At 57.2% G+C, this 20,563-nt stretch carries 16 protein-coding genes; 9 read left to right on the forward strand and 7 right to left on the reverse strand.

The window, feature by feature from the left end; all coding sequences use genetic code 11:
* Window positions 1-20: 20 nt before the first annotated feature.
* The gene (gene udp / locus D9980_RS18345) at window positions 21-782 is read right to left on the reverse strand and encodes a uridine phosphorylase (RefSeq protein WP_024485456.1); all 762 of its coding nucleotides are present in this window, start codon (window positions 780-782) and stop codon (window positions 21-23) included.
* A gap of 302 nt (window positions 783-1,084) precedes the next feature.
* On the opposite strand from udp, the gene D9980_RS18350 reads away from it, so the two are divergent.
* Window positions 1,085-1,912 carry a dienelactone hydrolase family protein gene (locus tag D9980_RS18350; RefSeq protein ID WP_024485455.1) on the forward strand — a complete coding sequence of 276 codons (828 nt, stop codon included), beginning with the start codon at window positions 1,085-1,087 and terminating at the stop codon, window positions 1,910-1,912.
* Window positions 1,913-2,213: 301 nt separating this feature from the next.
* Here the strand turns inward: D9980_RS18350 and fsa are convergent, their stop codons facing one another.
* Window positions 2,214-2,879, reverse strand: a complete 666-nt coding sequence (fsa, locus tag D9980_RS18355; protein WP_121608058.1) for a fructose-6-phosphate aldolase — start codon at window positions 2,877-2,879, stop codon at window positions 2,214-2,216.
* Window positions 2,880-2,930: 51 nt separating this feature from the next.
* On the reverse strand, window positions 2,931-5,432 hold the full coding sequence (gene ptsP, locus D9980_RS18360; RefSeq protein ID WP_121608059.1) for a phosphoenolpyruvate--protein phosphotransferase: 2,502 nt from the start codon (window positions 5,430-5,432) through the stop codon (window positions 2,931-2,933).
* Between the two features lie 361 nt (window positions 5,433-5,793).
* Here ptsP and D9980_RS18365 point away from each other — a divergent pair, with 361 nt between their 5' ends.
* The 5 genes from D9980_RS18365 (at window position 5,794) to D9980_RS18385 (ending at window position 10,859) form a co-directional block, all read left to right on the forward strand.
* Complete coding sequence (locus D9980_RS18365) at window positions 5,794-6,870, forward strand: PTS fructose transporter subunit EIIC (RefSeq protein ID WP_121608060.1); 1,077 nt, start codon at window positions 5,794-5,796, stop codon at window positions 6,868-6,870.
* A 74-nt stretch (window positions 6,871-6,944) separates the two neighbouring features.
* A complete protein-coding gene (locus D9980_RS18370) occupies window positions 6,945-7,265 on the forward strand; it encodes a PTS fructose-like transporter subunit IIB (RefSeq protein WP_021181481.1) in 321 nt (106 codons plus the stop codon).
* Between the two features lie 68 nt (window positions 7,266-7,333).
* Window positions 7,334-9,631: a formate C-acetyltransferase gene (locus D9980_RS18375; RefSeq protein WP_121608061.1), complete on the forward strand. Its 2,298-nt coding sequence runs from the start codon at window positions 7,334-7,336 to the stop codon at window positions 9,629-9,631.
* Complete coding sequence (locus D9980_RS18380) at window positions 9,597-10,493, forward strand: [formate-C-acetyltransferase]-activating enzyme (protein WP_121608062.1); 897 nt, start codon at window positions 9,597-9,599, stop codon at window positions 10,491-10,493. The genes D9980_RS18375 and D9980_RS18380 overlap by 35 nt, the downstream gene beginning before the upstream one ends.
* 21 nt (window positions 10,494-10,514) lie before the next feature.
* The gene (locus tag D9980_RS18385) at window positions 10,515-10,859 is read left to right on the forward strand and encodes a PTS fructose-like transporter subunit IIB (RefSeq protein ID WP_021807973.1); all 345 of its coding nucleotides are present in this window, start codon (window positions 10,515-10,517) and stop codon (window positions 10,857-10,859) included.
* Between the two features lie 194 nt (window positions 10,860-11,053).
* Here the strand turns inward: D9980_RS18385 and D9980_RS18390 are convergent, their stop codons facing one another.
* On the reverse strand, window positions 11,054-11,941 hold the full coding sequence (locus D9980_RS18390; protein ID WP_121608063.1) for an AraC family transcriptional regulator: 888 nt from the start codon (window positions 11,939-11,941) through the stop codon (window positions 11,054-11,056).
* 120 nt (window positions 11,942-12,061) lie between these two features.
* Complete coding sequence (gene metE / locus D9980_RS18395) at window positions 12,062-14,338, reverse strand: 5-methyltetrahydropteroyltriglutamate--homocysteine S-methyltransferase (protein ID WP_121608064.1); 2,277 nt, start codon at window positions 14,336-14,338, stop codon at window positions 12,062-12,064.
* A gap of 105 nt (window positions 14,339-14,443) precedes the next feature.
* On the opposite strand from metE, the gene metR reads away from it, so the two are divergent.
* Window positions 14,444-15,394, forward strand: a complete 951-nt coding sequence (metR, locus tag D9980_RS18400; RefSeq protein ID WP_024484622.1) for an HTH-type transcriptional regulator MetR — start codon at window positions 14,444-14,446, stop codon at window positions 15,392-15,394.
* A 126-nt stretch (window positions 15,395-15,520) separates the two neighbouring features.
* Window positions 15,521-18,103 (forward strand): hypothetical protein, encoded by a 2,583-nt coding sequence (locus tag D9980_RS18405; RefSeq protein ID WP_121608065.1) that lies wholly within the window; start codon window positions 15,521-15,523, stop codon window positions 18,101-18,103.
* Between the two features lie 57 nt (window positions 18,104-18,160).
* On the opposite strand, the gene D9980_RS18410 is transcribed toward D9980_RS18405, so the two are convergent.
* Complete coding sequence (locus tag D9980_RS18410) at window positions 18,161-19,021, reverse strand: carboxylate/amino acid/amine transporter (protein WP_121608066.1); 861 nt, start codon at window positions 19,019-19,021, stop codon at window positions 18,161-18,163.
* Window positions 19,022-19,178: 157 nt separating this feature from the next.
* Between D9980_RS18410 and D9980_RS18415 the strand changes: the two genes are divergently transcribed.
* Window positions 19,179-19,532 carry a hypothetical protein gene (locus D9980_RS18415; protein ID WP_024484624.1) on the forward strand — a complete coding sequence of 118 codons (354 nt, stop codon included), beginning with the start codon at window positions 19,179-19,181 and terminating at the stop codon, window positions 19,530-19,532.
* Here D9980_RS18415 and D9980_RS18420 read toward each other — a convergent pair.
* On the reverse strand, window positions 19,513-20,469 hold the full coding sequence (locus D9980_RS18420) for an AEC family transporter (protein WP_121608067.1): 957 nt from the start codon (window positions 20,467-20,469) through the stop codon (window positions 19,513-19,515). The genes D9980_RS18415 and D9980_RS18420 overlap by 20 nt on opposite strands.
* Between the last annotated feature and the right edge of the window lie 94 nt (window positions 20,470-20,563).

The following is a 20,563-nucleotide window of genomic DNA, read 5'->3' on the forward strand; positions in this document are numbered from 1 at the left end:
GCTTTTAACGAGGATTTGGATTACAGCAGACGGCGAGCTGCCTCGACGACGATTTGCACCGCTTGGCTTTCGGTCTTCTTCATGGTTTCCGCATTCGGGATCTCTTGCTGGGTGCGGTTAACGATCACACCGGCAACCATTCCCGCACGCAGGCCCTGGCTGGCGCACATGGTCAGCAGGGTGGCGGATTCCATTTCATAGTTCATCACGCCCATTGACTGCCACTCTTCCATCGAGCCCTTAAAGCGGCTGACTACACGGCCGGAATAGGTGTCGTAACGCTCCTGGCCTGGGTAGAAGGTATCGGAAGAGGCGGTTACGCCGATATGCGTGGTAGCACCGCAGGCCTTGGCGGCTTCAACCAGCGCAGTGGTACAGGCAAAGTCCGCCACTGCCGGGAATTCCATTGGGGCAAAGTGCAAGCTGGCACCGTCGAGGCGCACAGCTGCAGTTGTCACCAGCACATCGCCCACGTTGATATTGGCCTGAATGGCACCGGTCGTGCCGATACGCAGGAAGGTACGGATGCCCAACTGAGCCAACTCTTCAACGGCAATAGAGGTAGACGGGCCACCGATACCGGTTGAGCACACGATCACTGCCTTGCCATCCAGCTCTGCACGCCAAGAGGTAAATTCACGGTGGGAAGCCAGGTGAACCGGGTTTTCCATCAGCTTGGCAATTTTCTCAACACGCTGCGGATCGCCAGGGACGATGGCCAATGTAGCGCCTTGCAGATCGTTTTTAGTGAGACCGAGGTGGAAAACGTCAGACTGAGACATGGGAGACTCCTCATGGATACGGTTTTTGGGAGGAACAAACAGAGATTCTACTGACAATCGTCATTAAATTTCGTGATGATCATCACTTTGAATAAAGAAACAGAAATTCATCTACATTATTTTTGTGATTTAAATCACACAAAAAACCCTAGCACGCTTAATCTCCACTCAGTTTATACCAATTTGCTACCTGAGCAGCCATTGCTATCCTGCGCGAAAATTCGCCATGCGGTGCTAATAAGCGCTAATCTGCCTATAGTTAACTGCCGCGCTTTTTCTCTAACGCATGGAGCCTGCAATCAATGAAAACAGAACAACAAATGACGTTAAAACAGGCCAAAGGGGGATTTACCCCGGCCGTCGCACCGTTGGCCACCTCAACCATTCTGACCGACGATCAGGATATTCATGTGGGGGAAACCACCATCCCTTCGCAGGGGGACGATCTGCCAGCCTATATCGCCAAACCGGCCCATCACCAAGGGCCGTTCCCAATTGTGCTGGTGGTGCAGGAAATCTTTGGCGTGCATGAACATATTCAGGATCTGTGCCGCCGCCTGGCGAAGCAGGGTTATCTGGCCATCGCTCCAGAACTCTATTTCCGCCAGGGCGATGCCAGAGAGTACAGCGAAATCAGCGAGCTGATGCAAAAGTTGGTCAGCAAGGTACCAGACAGCCAAGTATTGGCGGATCTGGATCACGCTGCGCACTGGGCAACGCGCCACGGCGGCGACGCCAGCAGGTTGGCGATCACCGGTTTCTGCTGGGGCGGCCGCATCACCTGGTTATATGCGGCGCATAATCCGCAGCTGAAAGCGGCAGTGGCCTGGTACGGCAAGCTGGTGGGGGAGAAAACCTTGAATTCGCCGAAGCATCCGGTTGATATCGCGACCGATCTTTCGGCGCCGGTGCTTGGGCTATACGGTGGCCAGGATGGCAGCATTCCGCAGGAAACGGTGGAAACCATGCGCAAGGCGATCCGTGCGGCCAATGCCGATGCGGAAATCGTGGTGTATCCAGAAGCGGGCCACGCTTTCCACGCCGATTACCGGCCAAGCTATAACGCGGAGGCTTCTGCCGACGGATGGCAGCGCATGTTAGCCTGGTTCAGCCAGCATGGTGTGAAATAGATGGGCGCAGCATACAGCGCCCCTACATGCCAAGTTGGGTGAGGAATATCAGCAGTTTCAGGGGCAGCAAGTGCCCCTGATGCTTGTCACCAATCTCCCCTCACCCCAACCCTCTCCCGATGTAAAGATCAGAGGCTTCTTGGACACGGGTTCGGGGAGAGGGAGCCAGTTCGGTGCTGCGTTCAGGTACAAGAGTTAATCTGTGGCAGGATTGATGTCGAGGACGAATACCCTAATCAAATAGAGGCACTTTCGGTCCCCTCTCCCTGTGGGAGAGGGTTAGGGTGAGGGGCGTCTTATCTTAGCTCAGTGACAAAGTGCCAAACGCACCGTGCCAATCGTGCTCGAATTTTTCTACCGCCGCCTGCACCGCCGGGGCGCTGATAAACTGCTCTGCGACATCGACCGGTAAGGTAATAGCTTCACAACCTGCCAACAAGCACTCCAGCGCCTGACGCGGAGTCTTGAAGCTGGCAGCCAGTACCTTGGCCTGCGGAGCGTGCAGTTCTAACAAGTGCTGTAACTCCTGTACGGTAGTAATGCCATTGCCGCCCTGAGCATCCACGCGGTTGACATAAGGTGCCACATACTTCGCCCCTGCCAAGGCAGAAAGCAGCCCCTGTGCCGCCCCATACACCGCCGTCCCTAACGTTGGAATAGCCAAGCCGCTCAGGATGTTGATCGCCGCTAACCCTTCACCAGTCACCGGCACTTTCACCACCAGGCCAGGAACGCGCTGGTGAAGCATGACCGCCTCTTCAACCATCTGCTCGGCCGTGGCCGCCATCACTTGGGCAAACAATTTGCCTTCGCCACCGATGATATCGCGTAAAGCAGGCAGCACTTCCCATAGCGACGTGCGTGACGCAGCCACAATGCTCGGGTTAGTTGTCACCCCTTGCAGCGGCAACACACGTGCCAGGCGTTTCACCGCATTGATGTCGGCAGTATCCAGATAGAGTTCCATAGTTGCTCCTCAAGGCTAAAAATGAAGGGCGCCGCAGCGCCCAAAAATGGATTACAGTTCAAGCTCTTGTTTCAGTAACGCTTCTACCTGTTGGGCAGACACTGCGTTCACCAGTGCGTCACGGAAACCTTCATGCATGATGCGCCGCGCCAGCTTGGAGAAAATACGCATATGCTGGTCCCCGGCGGCATGTTTATTAAGGGTCAGCATAATCACGAACTGCGCCTCTTCATCGCCCCAGACGACCGGCTGTGCCAGCTTGGCCACGCTGATGGTGGACTGTTCAATATGTTCAGATTTGGTATGCGGAATGGCAAAGCCGAAGCCCAGCCCGGTGGAGAATACCGCCTCACGCGCCCACAAATCGGCGGCAAGATTACGTGGGTAACGGCAACGCCCGGCCAGCAGCAGGTTATCCGCCATCCCTTTGATAACCTCTTCTTTGCTGCGCCAATCGGCCCCCAGGGCAATGCATTCCGGCGTGATCAGCGGCGCATCACTTTGCTCCATGCGGAACTGGGCCAACAGGTGCTCCACTTCCAGCGACGTACGGCAGGCCATGGCCCGGTTGAGCAGTAAACGGCATTCGCGGCTATCCAACTTGGCCAGGCGGGTTTTGGTGGCGGCAATGGAAGGCGCGCTCATGCTGATCTCATCCAGCCCCATCCCTACCAGCAACGGCAGCACCGAACCTTTCGCCCCCAGCTCTCCACACAGGCCGATCCATTTACCGTGGCGGTGCACTTCCCGCACTGCATGATCCAACCCACGCAGGAACGCCGGGTTCAGGCTGTTGTAGTGTTTGATGACCTTGGCATTATCACGATCCACCGCCAGCAGGTACTGCGTCAGATCGTTGCTGCCGATACTGAAGAAGTCGATCTCCTCACAGCACTGGTCGATGATAAACAGCACCGAAGGCACTTCTAGCATGATGCCGAGCGGGATTTTTTCGTCGAACGGGATCTGCCCGGCACGCAACGATTGCTTCACTTCGGCCAGTTGATCTTTCACCCACAGGATCTCTTCCATCGAGGAGATCATCGGGATCATGATCTTCAGCGGACCGTGTGCCGAAGCGCGCAGGATCGAGCGCAACTGGGTACGAAATAGCGGCAGAAACTCCTGATAGATACGCACCGCCCGGTAACCGAGGAACGGGTTGTTTTCGGCCGGGATGTTTAGATAATCCACCGGCTTGTCACCGCCGATATCCATGGTACGCACGATGATCGTCTTGCCTGCTGCGGCTTCCACCGCCTGGCAGTAAATGTTGTAAAGCTCATCTTCGGAAGGTGCTGTCAGGCGATCCATATACAGCATTTCGGTACGGAACAAACCCACTGCCTCCGCACCGTTACTGAAGGCCGCCTCTGCTTCTACCGCGTGGGCGATATTGGCGGCAACTTCCATCCGCACGCCGTCGGCCGTACGCCCCGGTTGATCGAGATAGGCGCTTTGTTGACTGCGGATCTGCTCGCTCAGCCACTGCTCCTGCTGATAGTAACGACGAACCGGCTCGCTGAGATCACAGGCCACCAGCCCAAGATCGCCGTCGATCTGCACCGATTGATTCAAATACGGCAACATTGAGGCGGCATCGACGCCAACCAGGGTTGGGATGTTAAAGGAGCGCGCCAGGATCACCGTATGCGAGGTACTACCGCCGCTGCCCAGCATCAGGCCTTTCAAATAACGCTTGTCCAGCTCCAGGAATTGGCTCGGGGTCAGCTCATCGGTGATGCAAATGCTGTCTACACTTAGCGCCTGCTGCGCCGGGAAGCACTGCTCGCCATAAATTTGCTGTAATAGTTGGAAGCTGACATCACGAATATCCAGTTCGCGCTCGCGCAGATAGGCACTGGCAGACTGTGCCAGCTGCTGGCTGAAGTGGGCTGCGGTGGCCACAATGGCGGCAGCACAGCTTTCCCCTGCCAGCACGCCATCTAGCAGGTGTTGGCGGAATGCGCCGTCACGTAGCAAGGAGCGATGCGCTTCCAGCACCGCCGTAGTAGTGCCGTTACCGCCCATCAGTTGCAGATCCAGCGCCTTGCCAAAGCGCGTCAACCCTTCGGCCAACTGCTGCTGCTCCTGTTCAACAGATTGCGTAGGCGGTAACGTCAGGGCGTTTAAATCCACCCGAGCCAGATGCACCAGTTTGCCATTGGCGGTGCCTTGGTTGACGGAGCGAGCGCGCACCAGCGTTGGGTTCAGGTTAGCCAGAGACTGCGGGATAGGCTCCTGCTCTGCCTGGTCATCCACCTGTGGCAGCGCTTCGTCGCAATGCGGGAATTCATGTTGGATAAACTGGCTCAGGCGCTCAAACGCCGCCTGTTCATCTTCCCCTTCGATGGTGATGCGACACTCATCGCCCAGCAAAGTATCGGTACCAATCAGTGACAACACGCTTTTGCCGTCGCCACGCAGGCCGCTACGCGAGTTGTGCCATTCAAAGCGGGAACGGAAACCGTTGCACAGGGTTTCGATATGGCTGGCTGGGCGGGCATGCATCCCGTTGGGCAGCACGCAGGTAAACGTCACTATTTTCGCCATCACTCTTTCCTCATACCACAAGCAGCGGTGAACAACACCGGTTTGCCACAAGGATAAAAGCGCAGCGCGGCCCAGGGCTATCGGATAAAAATGTCAAACACTGGACAAATGTATCCTGACGGCATAAATGCGATGCCGCTCACAAAGCCCGTTTCCACAAGCCCGGTTTATTCTGTCGCACACTTTGAGTTAGATCGCACTTTTCTCCTGACAATACAAAAATCCAGTAAATGGCAATTTTATCCACTGTTGATAGTACCGCCAGATGCCTATTGTGATAGCCAACAACCTTTATCCATCAGGGGTCATTCCCCGGTGGTTTTATCTCAGAAGCACGCTGGTTGCGGCCAGGGAGTGAACGATGAAAGAGCTACTCAATATTCTAAGAAACACACGCCAGCACTTGATGACCGGCGTCTCCCATATGACCCCGTTTGTGGTCGCCGGCGGCATTTTGCTGGCCATCTCCGTGATGCTGTATGGCAAAGGGGCGGTACCCGACGCGGTGACGGACCCTAACTTGAAAAAACTGTTCGATATCGGCGTGGCCGGATTGACGTTGATGGTGCCTTTCCTGGCGGCCTATATCGGCTACTCCATCTCGGATCGCTCCGCGCTGGCTCCTTCTGCGATTGGGGCCTGGGTGGGCGCATCCTTCGGGGCTGGTTTCTTCGGGGCGATCATCGCTGGCCTGCTGGGCGGCATTATTGTGTTCTATCTCAAGAAGATCCCGGTACCGAAGATCCTGCGCTCGGTGATGCCGATCTTCGTGATCCCAATCATCGGCACCCTGCTTACCGCAGGCATCATGATGTGGGGCCTGGGTGAACCGGTTGGCGCGCTGACCAACGGCCTGACCCACTGGCTGCAAGGTATGCAGCAGGGCAGCATCGTAGTGCTGGCCATCATCATGGGCCTGATGTTGGCGTTTGACATGGGCGGCCCGGTTAACAAGGTGGCCTACGCCTTTATGCTGATCTGCGTCGCTCAGGGCGTGTACTCGGTGGTCGCCATCGCGGCCGTTGCCATCGCCACCCCGCCGCTTGGCCTGGGATTCGCCACGCTGATTGGCCGTAAATACTACACCCTGGAAGAGCGCGAAGCGGGTAAAGCCGCGCTGCTGATGGGCTGCGTCGGCGTTACCGAAGGGGCTATCCCGTTCGCCGCTGCCGATCCACTGCGTGTTATCCCCTCCATCATGATTGGTTCTGCCTGCGCCGCCGTGACCGCCGCATTGGTGGGTGCACAGTGCTACGCCGGTTGGGGTGGTCTGATTGTGCTGCCGGTAGTTGAAGGCAAGCTGGGTTACGTAGCCGCTCTGCTGGTGGGCATGGTGGTCACCGCCCTGCTGGTTAACCTGCTGAAAAGCTTTGCCGCCAAGAAACAGGCTACTAAAGTCGCCCAGGATGATCTGGACTTGGATTTCGAAATTAACTGAATAAATACGCCTGCAAGCTGCCGCTAATCACAGTGGAGCTTGCAAGACACGCATACCATTTTGAGGAGTTTTCCATGACTATGATTATCGCTGTAACCGCTTGCCCATCTGGCGTTGCCCATACCTACATGGCTGCCGAAGCCATCGAACGTTCCGCCAAAGCCCAAGGCTGGCAGTGCAAAGTTGAAACCCAGGGCTCCATCGGCCTGGAAAACGAACTGACGGCCGAAGACGTGGCCGCCGCCGACGTGGTGATCCTGACCAAGGATATCGGCATCAAGTTTGAAGAACGCTTTAAAGGGAAAACCGTGGTACGCGTGGCCATCAGCGACGCGGTAAAACGCGCCGATGCCATCATGGAGAAAATTGCCGCCCACTTAGCGCAAAAGGCCTAACCGCACAGCCAGCCCGGCACGCCGTGCCGGGTTTTCCCGCCCCCATTACCGCACAAAAGGAAAATGTGATGCTCTCCCGGATCGAACGTCTAAAAGCCGCCTTGTTCTCCGCCCCGCGCGAAATTTCACTCGAACGCGCACTACTCTATACCGCCAGCCACCGGCAGACCGAGGGAGAACCGACCATCATCCGCCGTGCCAAGGCAACCGCCTATATTCTCGATCACGTAGCGATCACCCTGCGGGAAGATGAGCTGATTGCCGGTAACCGTACGGTGAAGCCGCGTGCCGGGATCGTATCGCCAGAGATGGACCCTTACTGGCTGTTGAAAGAGCTGGATGCTTTCCCTACTCGTCCACAGGATCGCTTTGCCATTTCCGAAGCGGACAAACAGGTGTACCGCGAACAGCTTTACCCCTACTGGGAAAAACGTTCGATGAAGGATTTCATCAACGGCCAGATGTCAGAGGAGGTTAAAACCGCCACCCAGACCCAGATTTTCAGCGTCAACCAGACGGACAAGGGCCAGGGGCATATCATCATCGATTACCCACGCCTGCTGAATAACGGCCTGGATAATCTGCTAACCGAACTGCAAAGCCATGTCGAGCAGCAGCCAGATAACGCATTCTATGCCGCAGCTTTGTTGCTGTTACAAGCCTCACAGCGCCATATCCTGCGCTATGCCAGCCTGGCACGCCAAATGGCGGAGCAATGCAGCGATGAGACTCGCCGCGCCGAGCTGCTGCGCATCGCAGAGATCTCAAGCCACAACGCCCACCACAAGCCGCAGGATTTCTACCAGGCGTGCCAGCTGTTCTGGTATATGAACATCATTTTGCAGTATGAATCCAACGCCAGCTCGCTGTCGCTGGGCCGCTTCGATCAATACATGCTGCCGTTTTATCAAGCCTCCCTCAATCAGGGGCAGGATCCGGCCTTCCTCAAGGAGCTGCTGGAAAGCCTGTGGGTGAAATGCAACGACATCGTGCTGCTGCGCTCTACTTCCAGCGCCCGCTATTTTGCGGGTTTCCCTACCGGCTACACCATCTTGCTGGGTGGCCTGACGGAAACCGGCCGCAGCGCAGTCAACGTGCTGTCGTTCCTGTGCCTGGATGCCTACCACAATATCCGCCTGCCACAGCCGAACCTGGGCGTGCGGGTCAATGAGTTTATCGATCGACCATTCCTGCTGAAAACCGCCGAGACCATCCGCCTCGGCACCGGTATTCCGCAAATCTTTAACGATGAAGTAGTAGTGCCAGCATTCCTGAACCGTGGCGTCTCACTGGAAGATGCACGTGATTATGCCGTGGTGGGCTGTGTTGAACTGTCGATCCCTGGGCGCACCTACGGCCTGCACGACATTGCCATGTTCAACCTGCTGAAAGTGATGGAGCTGACGCTGCTGGATAACGAAGGCAACGCCAGCCTCACCTATCCGCAGTTGCTGGATCACATTCGCGAAAAGATCCGCCATTACGTCCGGCTGATGGCCGAAGGCAGCAACATCTGCGATATCGGCCACCGCGACTGGGCACCGGTGCCGCTGCTATCTTCCTTTATCGATGACTGCCTGCAACACGGCAAAGACATCACCGAAGGCGGCGCACGCTACAACTTCTCCGGGGTACAAGGCATCGGCATTGCCAACCTGAGCGATTCGCTGTTTGCCCTGAAAGGCCTGGTGTTCGATCAACAGCGCCTGAGCTTTGATGAGCTGCTGGCCACGCTGAAGGCCAACTTCGCCACGCCAGAAGGGGAAAAGATCCGCGCACGGTTAATCAACCGCTTCGATAAATACGGCAATGATATCGACGAAGTTGACCTGATTAGTGCCGATCTGCTGCGCTTTTACTGCAAAGAGGTGGAACAGTACCGTAACCCGCGCGGCGGCCAATTTACCCCAGGCTCTTATACCGTTTCTGCCCACGTGCCATTGGGTGCGGTGGTGGGCGCCACGCCAGACGGGCGCTATGCGGGGGAACAGTTGGCGGACGGCGGGCTTTCGCCGATGCTCGGCCAGGATGGCCAGGGGCCGACGGCGGTGCTGAAATCGGTCAGCAAGCTGGATAACTACCTGCTCTCCAACGGTACGCTGCTAAACGTGAAGTTCACCCCAAGCACGCTGGAAGGCCAGCAAGGGCTGAACAAGCTGGCTGATTTTCTCGGGGCCTTTACCAAGCTCAAGCTACAGCACGTGCAGTTCAACGTGGTGAATGCCGAAACGCTGAAGGAAGCGCAGGCCAGGCCACAGGACTTCGCCGGGCTGGTGGTGCGTGTTGCCGGCTATAGCGCATTCTTCGTGGAGCTGTCGAAGGAGATCCAGGATGACATCATCCGCCGTACAGCGCATCAACTGTAACCTGATCACGCCCGGGTTTTCCCGGGCGACACCCGCAGAGCCGCAGGCCCGGATCTTCAATATTCAGCGTTATTCGCTGAACGACGGCCACGGCATCCGCACCGTGGTGTTTTTCAAAGGCTGCCCACATAGCTGCCCTTGGTGTGCCAACCCGGAGTCGATGTCGGGCAAGATCCACCGCGTACGCCGCGAGGCCAAATGCCTGCGCTGCCAACCCTGCCTGAACGACGCACAGGAATGCCCAAGCGGAGCGATGGAACTGATCGGGCAGAACATCACGCTCGATGCGCTGCTGCAGCAAATCCTGAAAGATGAGGTGTTTTATCGCACCTCCGGCGGCGGGGTAACGCTTTCCGGGGGCGAAGTGCTGATGCAGGCCGAGTTTGCCACCCAGCTGTTGCAGCGCTTGCGGGCGTTGGGCATCAATACCGCCGTCGAAACGGCCGGAGATGCCTCACAGGCCCAAGTGCTGGCCCTGGCAGAACACTGCGATCAGATCCTGTTCGATCTGAAAATCATGGATGCCGATTCCGCCAAACATCAGTTGAACATCAACCTGCCACGGGTACTGGCAAACTTTACTGCGCTGGTGCAGCGCGGAGTTAACCTGATCCCGCGTCTGCCGTTAATACCCGGCTACACTTTGAGCACGGAGAACATGGCACAGGTGCTGGTATTCCTGGCACCTTTTGGGCTACAAGAGATCCACCTATTGCCTTTTCATCAGTATGGCGAGGCGAAATATACCCTGCTGGGGCGCGAATATGCCATGCGCGGGGTAGCGGCCCCAACAGAGCAGCAGATCGCTCCCTTGCAGGCGATGGCGCAACAGGCAGGTTACCGGGTGATCATTGGCGGTTGAACAGAAGATAGAGAGGCAGGTATGACGATAAAACTCGTAGCGGTAACGGCCTGTATCAGCGGGGTCGCCCATACCTACATGGCTGCCGAGCGGCTGGAAAAACTGTGCGCGCAAGAGAAATGGCCGGTCAAAGTAGAAACCCAGGGTGCTCTGGGGATTGAAAACTCGCTGACGGCGGACGATCTGGCGCAGGCCGACGTGGTGCTGTTGATCAGCGACATCCTGCTGGCGGAAAGCGAGCGTTTTGAGCACCACCGCTGCGTGCAGATCGGCATAAACACCTTTCTGCGTACGCCGGAGAAGGCGCTCAGTGCGGTACGCAAGGCCGCCGCATCACCCCAGGAAACGCATATCCGCGTGGTTTAACTGCTGTGTTAGCCCCCCTCACCCTAACCCTCTCCCCAGGGAGAGGGAACCGATCGAGAGTGCTTGAAATTGCAGTGACTCACCTTGGATGAAGGGACGATCGAGTATCTCTGAAATTTTAGTGATTCACCTTGGATGAGGGGACGATCGCGTTTGCTGCTATGGCCTCTTTACTTGCAAAAGAGCAAGGGCCATCAGCTCCCTCTCCCTGTGGGAGAGGGTTGGGGTGAGGGGCACAGCTCACTGTGGTATTGGCCGCGATACTCCGACGGGGAACGCTCGGTGTTCTTGCGAAACAGGCGGCAGAAATAGTTGCTGTCGACAAATCCGCAGGCGTGCGCCACCTCTTTCACCTTCATGTCATAGCGTTTGAGCAGGTGCTTCGCCTGCTCCAGCCGCACGTGATTGAGATATTCGTTAAACCCAACACCACCGGCCTTCTGGAACAGATGAGAAAGGTAATTGGGCGAGATATAAAACGCCTGGGCCACCGACTCACGGGTGAGCGGCTCGCGATAATGCTCCTCCAGGTGACCCCGCACCGCATCAAACAACGCCTGGCTGCGGGAGGCGGTTCTCACTGAGGTGCCAAACAGATCGAGCGCATGGCTCAGCAAGCCCTTTACCAGGAAACGTGCGGTAGGCTGATCGCTCTGATGCCAGGAGAGTTCGTTAAGCGCCTGCAACATGAATGACCCCACGCGCGGGCCACGGCGCGCCACGTTATCCTTGCCCAACGGCAGCGTATTTTCCCCGTCCCAACCCAGCAGGCTATAGCCCAGTTGCTGCTTGCCAAACAACAGGCTGAGCGTGGTCGTCGGTTGCTGCCAGCGCGGGCTGTTCCAGCCTTGCGCCGGAACAAACAGCACATCCCCCGGCAGCAGTATCTGCTGTTGCCGCGCTCCCTGGCTGCCCTCCCACTCCATTTCCTGTTCCCCGTCTACCACCAGTTCAAGGCGTGGAAAACCTACCTGATAGGCCAGCTCCGGGGCCGGATGTTGATTGCCAGCAAAATAAACCTGCCGGATCCCCTGCCCATCATCGAGCAGCGGAGCCAACACGGCCACCAGCGGGTGTTTCATTGGGGATAATCCTTCAAACCAAGTGACAAACGATAACTGATGATAACCAATAGCGGCGAGGAAAACGCGGGAGTAGAACAAGAAAAGGGCGCCGAAGCGCCCTTGGTAAACGTGTTTGGATCAGACAACCTGGTCGCGCAGGCGCTGAGCCGCTAACACCATATTGGCCAACGATTGGCGGGTTTCTGGCCAGCCACGGGTTTTCAGGCCGCAGTCCGGGTTCACCCACAGGCGTTCTGCCGGGATATTCTGTGCCGCTTTACGCAGCAGCGCTTCAATCCATTCTACGCTTGGCACGTTCGGCGAGTGGATGTCGTAAACGCCCGGCCCAATTTCATTTGGATAGTCGAACTCTTTGAACGCTTCCAGCAGATCCATATCGGAACGTGAGGTTTCGATGGTGATCACGTCAGCATCCAGCGCCGCGATAGAATCCATGATGTCGTTGAACTCGCAATAACACATGTGGGTATGGATCTGGGTATCATCCTGCGCCACGGCGGCGTTCAGTTTGAAGGCATCCACCGCCCAGTCGAGGTACGCAGCCCAATCGGACTGGCGCAGCGGCAGGCCTTCGCGCAGTGCAGGCTCGTCGATCTGGATGATACCGATACCGGCCTTCTCCAAGTCTTCCACTTCGTCACGCAGTGCCAACGCAATCTGCTTGGCGATCACTTCGCGGGTCACATCTTCACGCGGGAAGGACCAGCAAAGAATGGTCACCGGGCCGGTCAACATACCTTTTACCGGCTTGTCGGTCAGCGACTGGGCAAACTTGGCCCACTCTACGGTGATGGCTTCCGGGCGGCTGATATCGCCAATAATCACCGGTGGTTTCACGCAGCGTGAACCATAGCTTTGTACCCAACCGTTTTGGGTAAACACGAAGCCGTCCAGGTTTTCGCCGAAGTATTCCACCATGTCGTTGCGCTCGGCTTCGCCGTGCACCAGCACGTCCAGCCCCAGGCGTTCCTGCTCAGCAATGGCCTGCTTGATATGTTCGCCGATGCTGGTGCGGTAGTTGCTCCCATCCAGGCGGCCCTGCTTGAAGTCCAGGCGCAGGCCGCGAATTTCGGTGGTCTGCGGGAAGGAGCCGATGGTGGTCGTTGGCCAGGCAGGCAGGTTGAAGCGATCGCGCTGAGCCTGGGCACGTTGTTCATAAGGGCGCTGACGTTCGCTGTCTTTGGCAGTGATGGCCGCCAGGCGTTGCTCAACCTGCGCATTATGCACACGGCTGGATTGGCGACGGGCGCGGATTGGTGCGCTGTAGGCATCCAGTTTGGCTTGTTTATCTGCTCCTGGTGAATTCAGAGCTGAGCTCAACAACGCCAGCTCGGCACATTTTTGCAGTGCAAAGGCGAACCAGCTTTTCACTTCTTCGTCCAGGCGGCTTTCCACGCTCAGATCGATCGGGCTGTGCAGCAGCGAGCACGAGGTGCCAATCCACAGTGGGCGGCTCCCTACCAGCGGTTGCAAGCGTTCAAACCAGCTGCTCACATCGGCACGCCAGACGTTACGGCCATTGATCACCCCCAGCGACAGCACCCACTCTTTCGGCAATGCGTTGTTCAGGACAGCGGCATCATCTTTGCCTGCGACCAGATCCACATGTAGACCCTGTACCGGCAGTTCACGGATGGTGTCGAGGTTATGGCCAATGCTGTCGAAATAGGTGGTCAACAGCAGTTTGACCTGGCCTTGCAGCGCGGTATAAGCCGGTTTAAAGGCCTCCAACCAGGCCTTAGGCAGTTCCAGCACCAGCGCAGGTTCGTCGATCTGTACCCACTCGATGCCGCGTTTGGCCAGCTCCGCCAGCACTTGCTGGTAGACCGGCAGGATATCGTTCAGCAGCGACAGGCGGTCGAACTGCTCACCCTTCACCTTGCCCAGCCACAGATAGGTTACCGGGCCCAACAGCACCGGCTTGATTTTGTGGCCCAGCGCCAACGCTTCGTCAACTTCATCCAGCAGTTGGGTCCAGCCCAGTTTGAACTGCTGGCCTTTTGTAAACTCAGGCACCATGTAGTGATAGTTGGTGTTAAACCATTTGGTCATTTCCGCCGCCGCCGCAGGTTCACCGGTCGGTGCGCGGCCACGGCCAATACGGAACAGGGTATCGAGATCGATCGAGCCATCTTTATTTTGGTGACGCGCCGGGACGTTGCCCAGCAGCAGGCTGGTGGTCAGCACGTGATCGTACCAGGCGAAATCGCCAACCGGCACCAAATCCACCCCGGCCTGCTGTTGTTGTTGCCAGTGGCGAGCGCGCAGCTCGCGGCCAACCGCCAACAGCTCTTCCTGTGTTGAATTACCTGCCCAGTAACTTTCCTGCGCTTTTTTCAGTTCACGACGCAGACCAACGCGTGGAAAACCCAGTGTGTGATTTAGAATTGTCATCGTCATATTTCCCATTTAGCCGTCCAGATGTTTACACATCCATAATCCGCAGGTACTGTATGATCCACAAGCGCAATATTTTCACTGTCACTGTGAAGGACTCTCATGATCGAACTGAAACACTTACGGACCCTACAGGCTCTGCGTAATACCGGCTCCCTGGCCGCCGCTGCCGCACAGCTTCATCAGACACAGTCTGCCCTTTCGCATCAGTTCAGCGATCTGGAACAGCGTCTGGGCTTTAAGCTGTTTGTTCGTAAAAGCCAGCCGCTGCGCTTTACCGCTCAGGGGGAGATCCTGCTACAGCTGGCAGAACAGGTATTGCCGCAGATCCAACAGGCGCTGCAGGCCTGCCACGAACCGCATCAAACCACGCTGCGCATCGCCATTGAATGCCACAGCTGTATTCAGTGGCTGACGCCGGCGTTGGACAACTTCCGCTCCTATTTCCCGCAGGTGGTGATGGATTTCAAATCCGGCGTGACGTTCGATCCGCAACCGGCCTTGCAGCAAGGAGAACTGGATCTGGTGCTGACCTCAGACATCCTGCCGCGCAGCGGGCTGCACTACTCGCCGATGTTCGACTTTGAAGTCCGGCTGATCCTGGCCCCCGATCACCCGTTGGCCAATAAGCCGCACATTGAACCGGCAGACCTGAGTGATGAAGTGCTGATGATCTACCCGGTGCAGCGCCAACGGCTGGATATCTGGCGTCATTTCCTGCAACCGGCAGGCGTCAGCCCGGCGCTGAAAAACGTCGATAACACGCTTTTATTGATTCAAATGGTGTCAGCCCGGATGGGGATCGCCGCGTTACCGCACTGGGTGGTGGAGAGTTTTGAACGCCAGGGGCTGGTCGTCACCAAGACGCTTGGGGATGGCCTGTGGAGCCGGTTATATGCCGCCACCCGCGATGGCGAGCAGCGCCAGACTGTCACCGAAGCCTTTATCCGCTCGGCACGTCAGCACGCCTGCGATCACCTGCCGTTTGTGCGTGATGCCGCCAGGCCCAGCGCCAATATTGCAGGGGCCAAATCCTTAACGTCCTTGAGTTAACTGATTGGCGGACGGAGAGTCTAATTTTACACACACTCTGCACCATGCAAATTCGGCAAAAGCGGTTACAGTAATTTCATCGGGAACAATTCCCCCCTAGAAATTATCGGCTTTTCCGAGGCGCTTATGCGAACACTGCGTGGTTGTTATCAATGGTTCCTTCTCCTGGCGCTGTTAGCCAGCACAGCGTTATGGGCGGCCGAAACGGTTGCTCCCTGGCCACACAGCGTGACCCTTTCCGGCACCTCCATGGAGCTGCACCAGCCGCAGCTCGACAGTTGGCAAGATAACCTGCTGAAAGGCCGCATGGTGGTCGCGGTGAAAACCGGCACCCTGACCGATGCCAAAGGCAAAAAACAGGACAAAATCAGCTACGGCGTCGCCTGGTTCAGCGCCCGCACCAGTACTGATAAGGAACAGCGGCAGGTCACGCTGGATAATCTCAAAGTTGAAAAGGTGAACTTCCCGACAGATAGCGCCAATCAACAGCATTATCTGGACCTATTGCGACAACTTCCGGCAAAAACCTTGCTGGTCAGTCTAGACCAACTGGAGTCCGATCTGGCCATTCAGGATCAGGTCCCACAACAGGGCGTGAAGGTAAACAACGCACCGCCAAAAATCCTGTTCGCTTTCCAACCCGCCGCGCTGGTGTTACTTGATGGACAACCCGCCTGGCAGGCTAGCGGGCAATCGGGTGTGGAACGCGCCATCAATACCCGCTCATTGCTGCTGAAAAAAGACGGCACGCTGTATATCTACTTTGCCAATCAATGGTATACCTCACCAGGCCTTGGCGGACCTTGGGCGCAAAAACTCACGGTGCCGGTAGAGCTGACCCAGGCTATGCAGGCCGCAGTGAAAAGTAAGCTGGTCACCACCGGGCCGCAGGAAAAAACGTCGGTCACCAAGCCAGCGGAGATCACCGTCTCCACTGAGCCAGCAGAGTTGATCCAGATCGACGGCGATCCGCAGTTTATGCCGATTGACGGCACCCAGCTGTCTTACGTGGTCAATACGCCTTCAGACGTGTTTATCGATGCCCAGCAAAATAACAGCTGGTACGTGCTGGTGTCTGGCCGCTGGTTCCGTGCCGATTCCACCAACGGCCCATGGCAGTATGTTGCCGGTAGCGCTCTGCCCGCAGACTTTAGCAATATCCCTTCCGACAGCCCAAAAAGCGCGGTACTGGCCTCGATCCCAGGAACGCCGGAGGCTCGCGAGGCGCTGATCGCCAACTCGGTACCACAGACCGCCAAAGTGTCACGCAGCAAAGCGGCGCTACAGGTCCGTTATGATGGCGGCAGCGCCAAATTCAGATCGATCGACGGTACGCCGCTGCAATATGCCTGGAACACCGATGTGCCGGTGATCAAGGTAGACGGTAAGAGCTTCTTCGCAGTGAAAAACGGCGTATGGTTTGCCGCCACCGCACCGCAAGGCCCGTGGGTGGTTGCCACCAACGTCCCGGCGGTGATCTACACCATTCCAGCCAATTCTCCTTTGCATTACGTGACCTATGTTCGCGTCTACGGCAGCACCAACGAGGAGGTATACGTCGGTTATACGCCGGGCTATTACGGCACAGTGGCCAGCAATGGCGTAGTGGTGTATGGCACCGGATACCCTTGCAACGCCTGGGTTGGCAACGTCTGGTACAGCTGCCCGGCTACCTACGGTTACGGTAGCAGCTTTGCCTGGGACCCGGCGATCGGCTGGAGCTTTGGCTTCATCAGCGGTTGGATCTGGGGCAGTGCCTGGAGCCAACCTTGGTGGGGCCCCTGGTACGGTTACTACCCGCCCTATCATCCTGGCTACTGGGGTGGCGGCGTGTCGGTGTATAACGTCTATAACCACTGGGGGAACACCGTGGCGCAAGGCGTGCGCGCCGACTGGAGCAATCCGTGGAACGGCCATTACGGCAGCAACGTGCGCGGCAGTTTCTATAATAACGCCACCGGCGGCCACGGAGCCGGTTACGCCTGGCGCGATACCAACGGCAATAACGGCATCACCCACGGCGGTGCAGGCGGCGTACGCTTCAATCCGCAGACCGGCCGAGCGGTGGCAGCCAACGGGGCCGGGGCTTATAACCCGAATACCGGCAACGGCATCGCTGGGGGAGAGCGCAACAGCGTGAACACCAAGACCGGGCGCGTGACCCACAGCCAAAGCATCAGTGGCACCACGCCGCAGGGGGCGGGTAAGGCAGGCAGCTTTACCACCGCCGGGAAAAATGGCGTGGCGCAAGGCTCAGGTTACGTGCATTACAACAAGGAAACCGGCCAGGTGACACATGGTGGCGTGGTTAACGGCCCCGATCACGTCTACGCCGGGCGCGATGGCAATATCTATCAATACAACAACGGCAGTTGGCAACAGATGAACGCCAGCGGCAAGTTTGTTAAAAGCCAGCCTCCGGCAGAGGTCAGCAGCGCCCAGCAGGCCCGCCAACGCGGCGATGAACGGCAGACCGAGCGGGCGCAAACCTTACAAACGCAACCGCGCCTGAGTCAGGAACAGCACCAGCAGGTGCAGCAGCGGTTACAACAAAGAACCCCTGCCCAGCAGGCACAACCACGCATTAATCAGCAACAGCATCAACAGGTACAGCAGCGATTGCAACAAAGAGCGCCGGAACAGCATCATCAGTTCGACCGCAGTAACTATGAACCGCGTTTCCATGGGGGCATGGGTGGAAGAAGGTAGTCGTAGAACTCACAAGGGGGGCTGCATGCAGCCCCCCTTACGATAAGACATCCTGCGTTAATGGGTGCCTTTCGGCGCAACCCAGCGGCGATGGACCCATAGCGAAGCGACAATCACCGAGCCACCGATAATAAAGCTGGCCCAGTGCGGCTGCTGATGCCAAACAGCAAAATTAACCAGCAGGCCCGCGGGCACATGTATATTGTTCATGATGCCCAGCGTTCCGGCATCCACCTGTGTCGCCCCGTAATTCCACATAAAGTAGCCCAGCCCGGAAGCCACCACACCCAGCCAGACCAAAATACCCCATTGCAGGTTGGTGGTTGGCAGTTGGTTCGGATTACCCCACAGGAACCAGGCGACCACCGCTACCGCCGCCGCGCCCAGATAGAACCAGGAAAATGCCGTATGCTGCGGCAACGGATGCACTTCCATCAGGCGTTTGTAACCCACCATGCCGATGGCGAAGCTGATATTCGCCGCCTGCACCAGCAGCAACCCCCACCAGAAGTGATCGCTCAATTGGTGGTAGCGGATAATCGCCGCCCCCAGCACGGCCAGCAACGCGCTGAACAGATAGCCCCAACGCAGACGGCGGCCGCTGATCAGATCGTAAATCAGCGTGATATACAGCGGTGTCAGCACCGTAAACAGCAGGAATTCCGACACGGTCAGATAGATAAAGGCACGGAAGCTGATCAGATACATGATGCCAAGCTGGAAGGCACCCACCAGCATATACAGCAGGATCACTTTCAGCTTGATATTGCGCCAGCGCAGGAACGGCAGAAACACCAGCGCCGCCAGCCCAACGCGCATCAGCACCGAGAACCAACTGTCGACATTGCCAGCCAGGTATTCGCCGATCAGGCTAAAAGAAAATGCCCATAAAATGGTGGTAATAACCAGAAGCAGCACGACAAGTTCACCCTAAAAGATCCGAAAGGGCGATTGTAGCGGAAGCAGAACAACAATGTGGCGCAAAGGAGGTTTACATTTGAGCATAAAACAAACTATCGAGCAATTTTGCCTGACTACGTTAGGCTTAAAACTGTGAGACAAACGGAGGTAGAATATGAGACGTCAACTTATTATGGCCACCCTGCTGTGGCTGCCTTGCCTGGCTACGGCGGAAAACGGCGTCACTACGCTTAGCCAGCAACAGCAGTTTCTTAACCAGCGCGACCAGCAGGCACAGCAACAGCGCATGCTGGACAATCAGCAGATGGAGCAGCGCCAGCAGCAGGGTTATCCGCTCAAGGCCAACCAGCCCAAAATGCTGCCCTATAACGGCAATAACAACCCGATGCAGCCGCAGATGACCACGGGCAAGATGCTGCAAAACGGCAATCAGCCGGTTAATCCCTTTAACCAGACTGCTCCGGTAATACCACAGGCGCCGCTCCCGGCTACACCCTTACCCCCATAATGGTGAGGATTAACGGGGTGGTGATCGCCGCCAGCGCGGTGGACATCAACAGACTGGTGGCCGCCGGGCCAGTCAGCACATTAAATTGGCGTGACATCAGGTAGACGTTTACCCCCACGGCCATTGACCCCAGCAGTACCACCACGCGGGTCTCCATCGGGGGTAAATCCATTGACCAAGCCAGCAGCCAGACCACCATCGGCTGGACGATCAGCTTGAGGAAGCAGATGGCGCTGCTCAGTTGCCAGCCTTCGCTGATACGATATTCCGCCAACCCCATGCCGAGCACCACCAGCGACAACGGAGCCGCCACCTGGCCCAGCATGCTGACCGGTTGATCGACAAATACCGGCAGCGGCAGGCCAGTCAGGCTGAACAACGTGCCAGACAGGATGCCGATAATCAGCGGGTTGGTCAGCACGCTGCGCGCCGTTTTGATAAAGCCTTGCAGCGTGGGGGAGCCATTCCGTGCCCATTCGATGGAGATGGTCACCAGCGTCCACAGAATCAGGCCGTTAAATACCAGCACCAGAGCCACCGATGGGATGGCCTCCTCTCCCAGCATCACCGTGGCGATTGGCAGGCCAAGCATGACGTTATTGGAGAAAATACCGCCCAGAGCAAATACCGAACCCGAAACACCGTCCAGCTTGAAGATCCGCCGTGCGGCAATGCGGCCGATGACGAAGACGATCAGGCAACTGCCGAAGAAGGCGATCAGCAGGCGGGTATCCACCGCAGGACGCTGTGAGAAATCGCACATCATGCGAAACAGCATCGCGGGCAAGGCGAGGGAAAACACGAAACGGGTCATGCCATCGGTGATGGTCGCTGGCCACTTTCCCCAGCGGATAAGGCCATATCCCAGCACGATCAGCACAAATAACGGCAATGAAAGCACTATCTGGTGCCACAGCGAAACAATAAAGGCAGGCATCGTATCCCTTCCGATGGCGCGGCGGCAACGGGCTGACGTCGCTATGTTCTGGTTTAGTCAAAGTGAATGGCCCCTCACCCTAACCCTCTCCCAC

The sequence above is a fragment of the Serratia sp. 3ACOL1 genome (assembly GCF_003668775.1).
In the GTDB taxonomy this organism is placed as follows: domain Bacteria; phylum Pseudomonadota; class Gammaproteobacteria; order Enterobacterales; family Enterobacteriaceae; genus Chania; species Chania fonticola.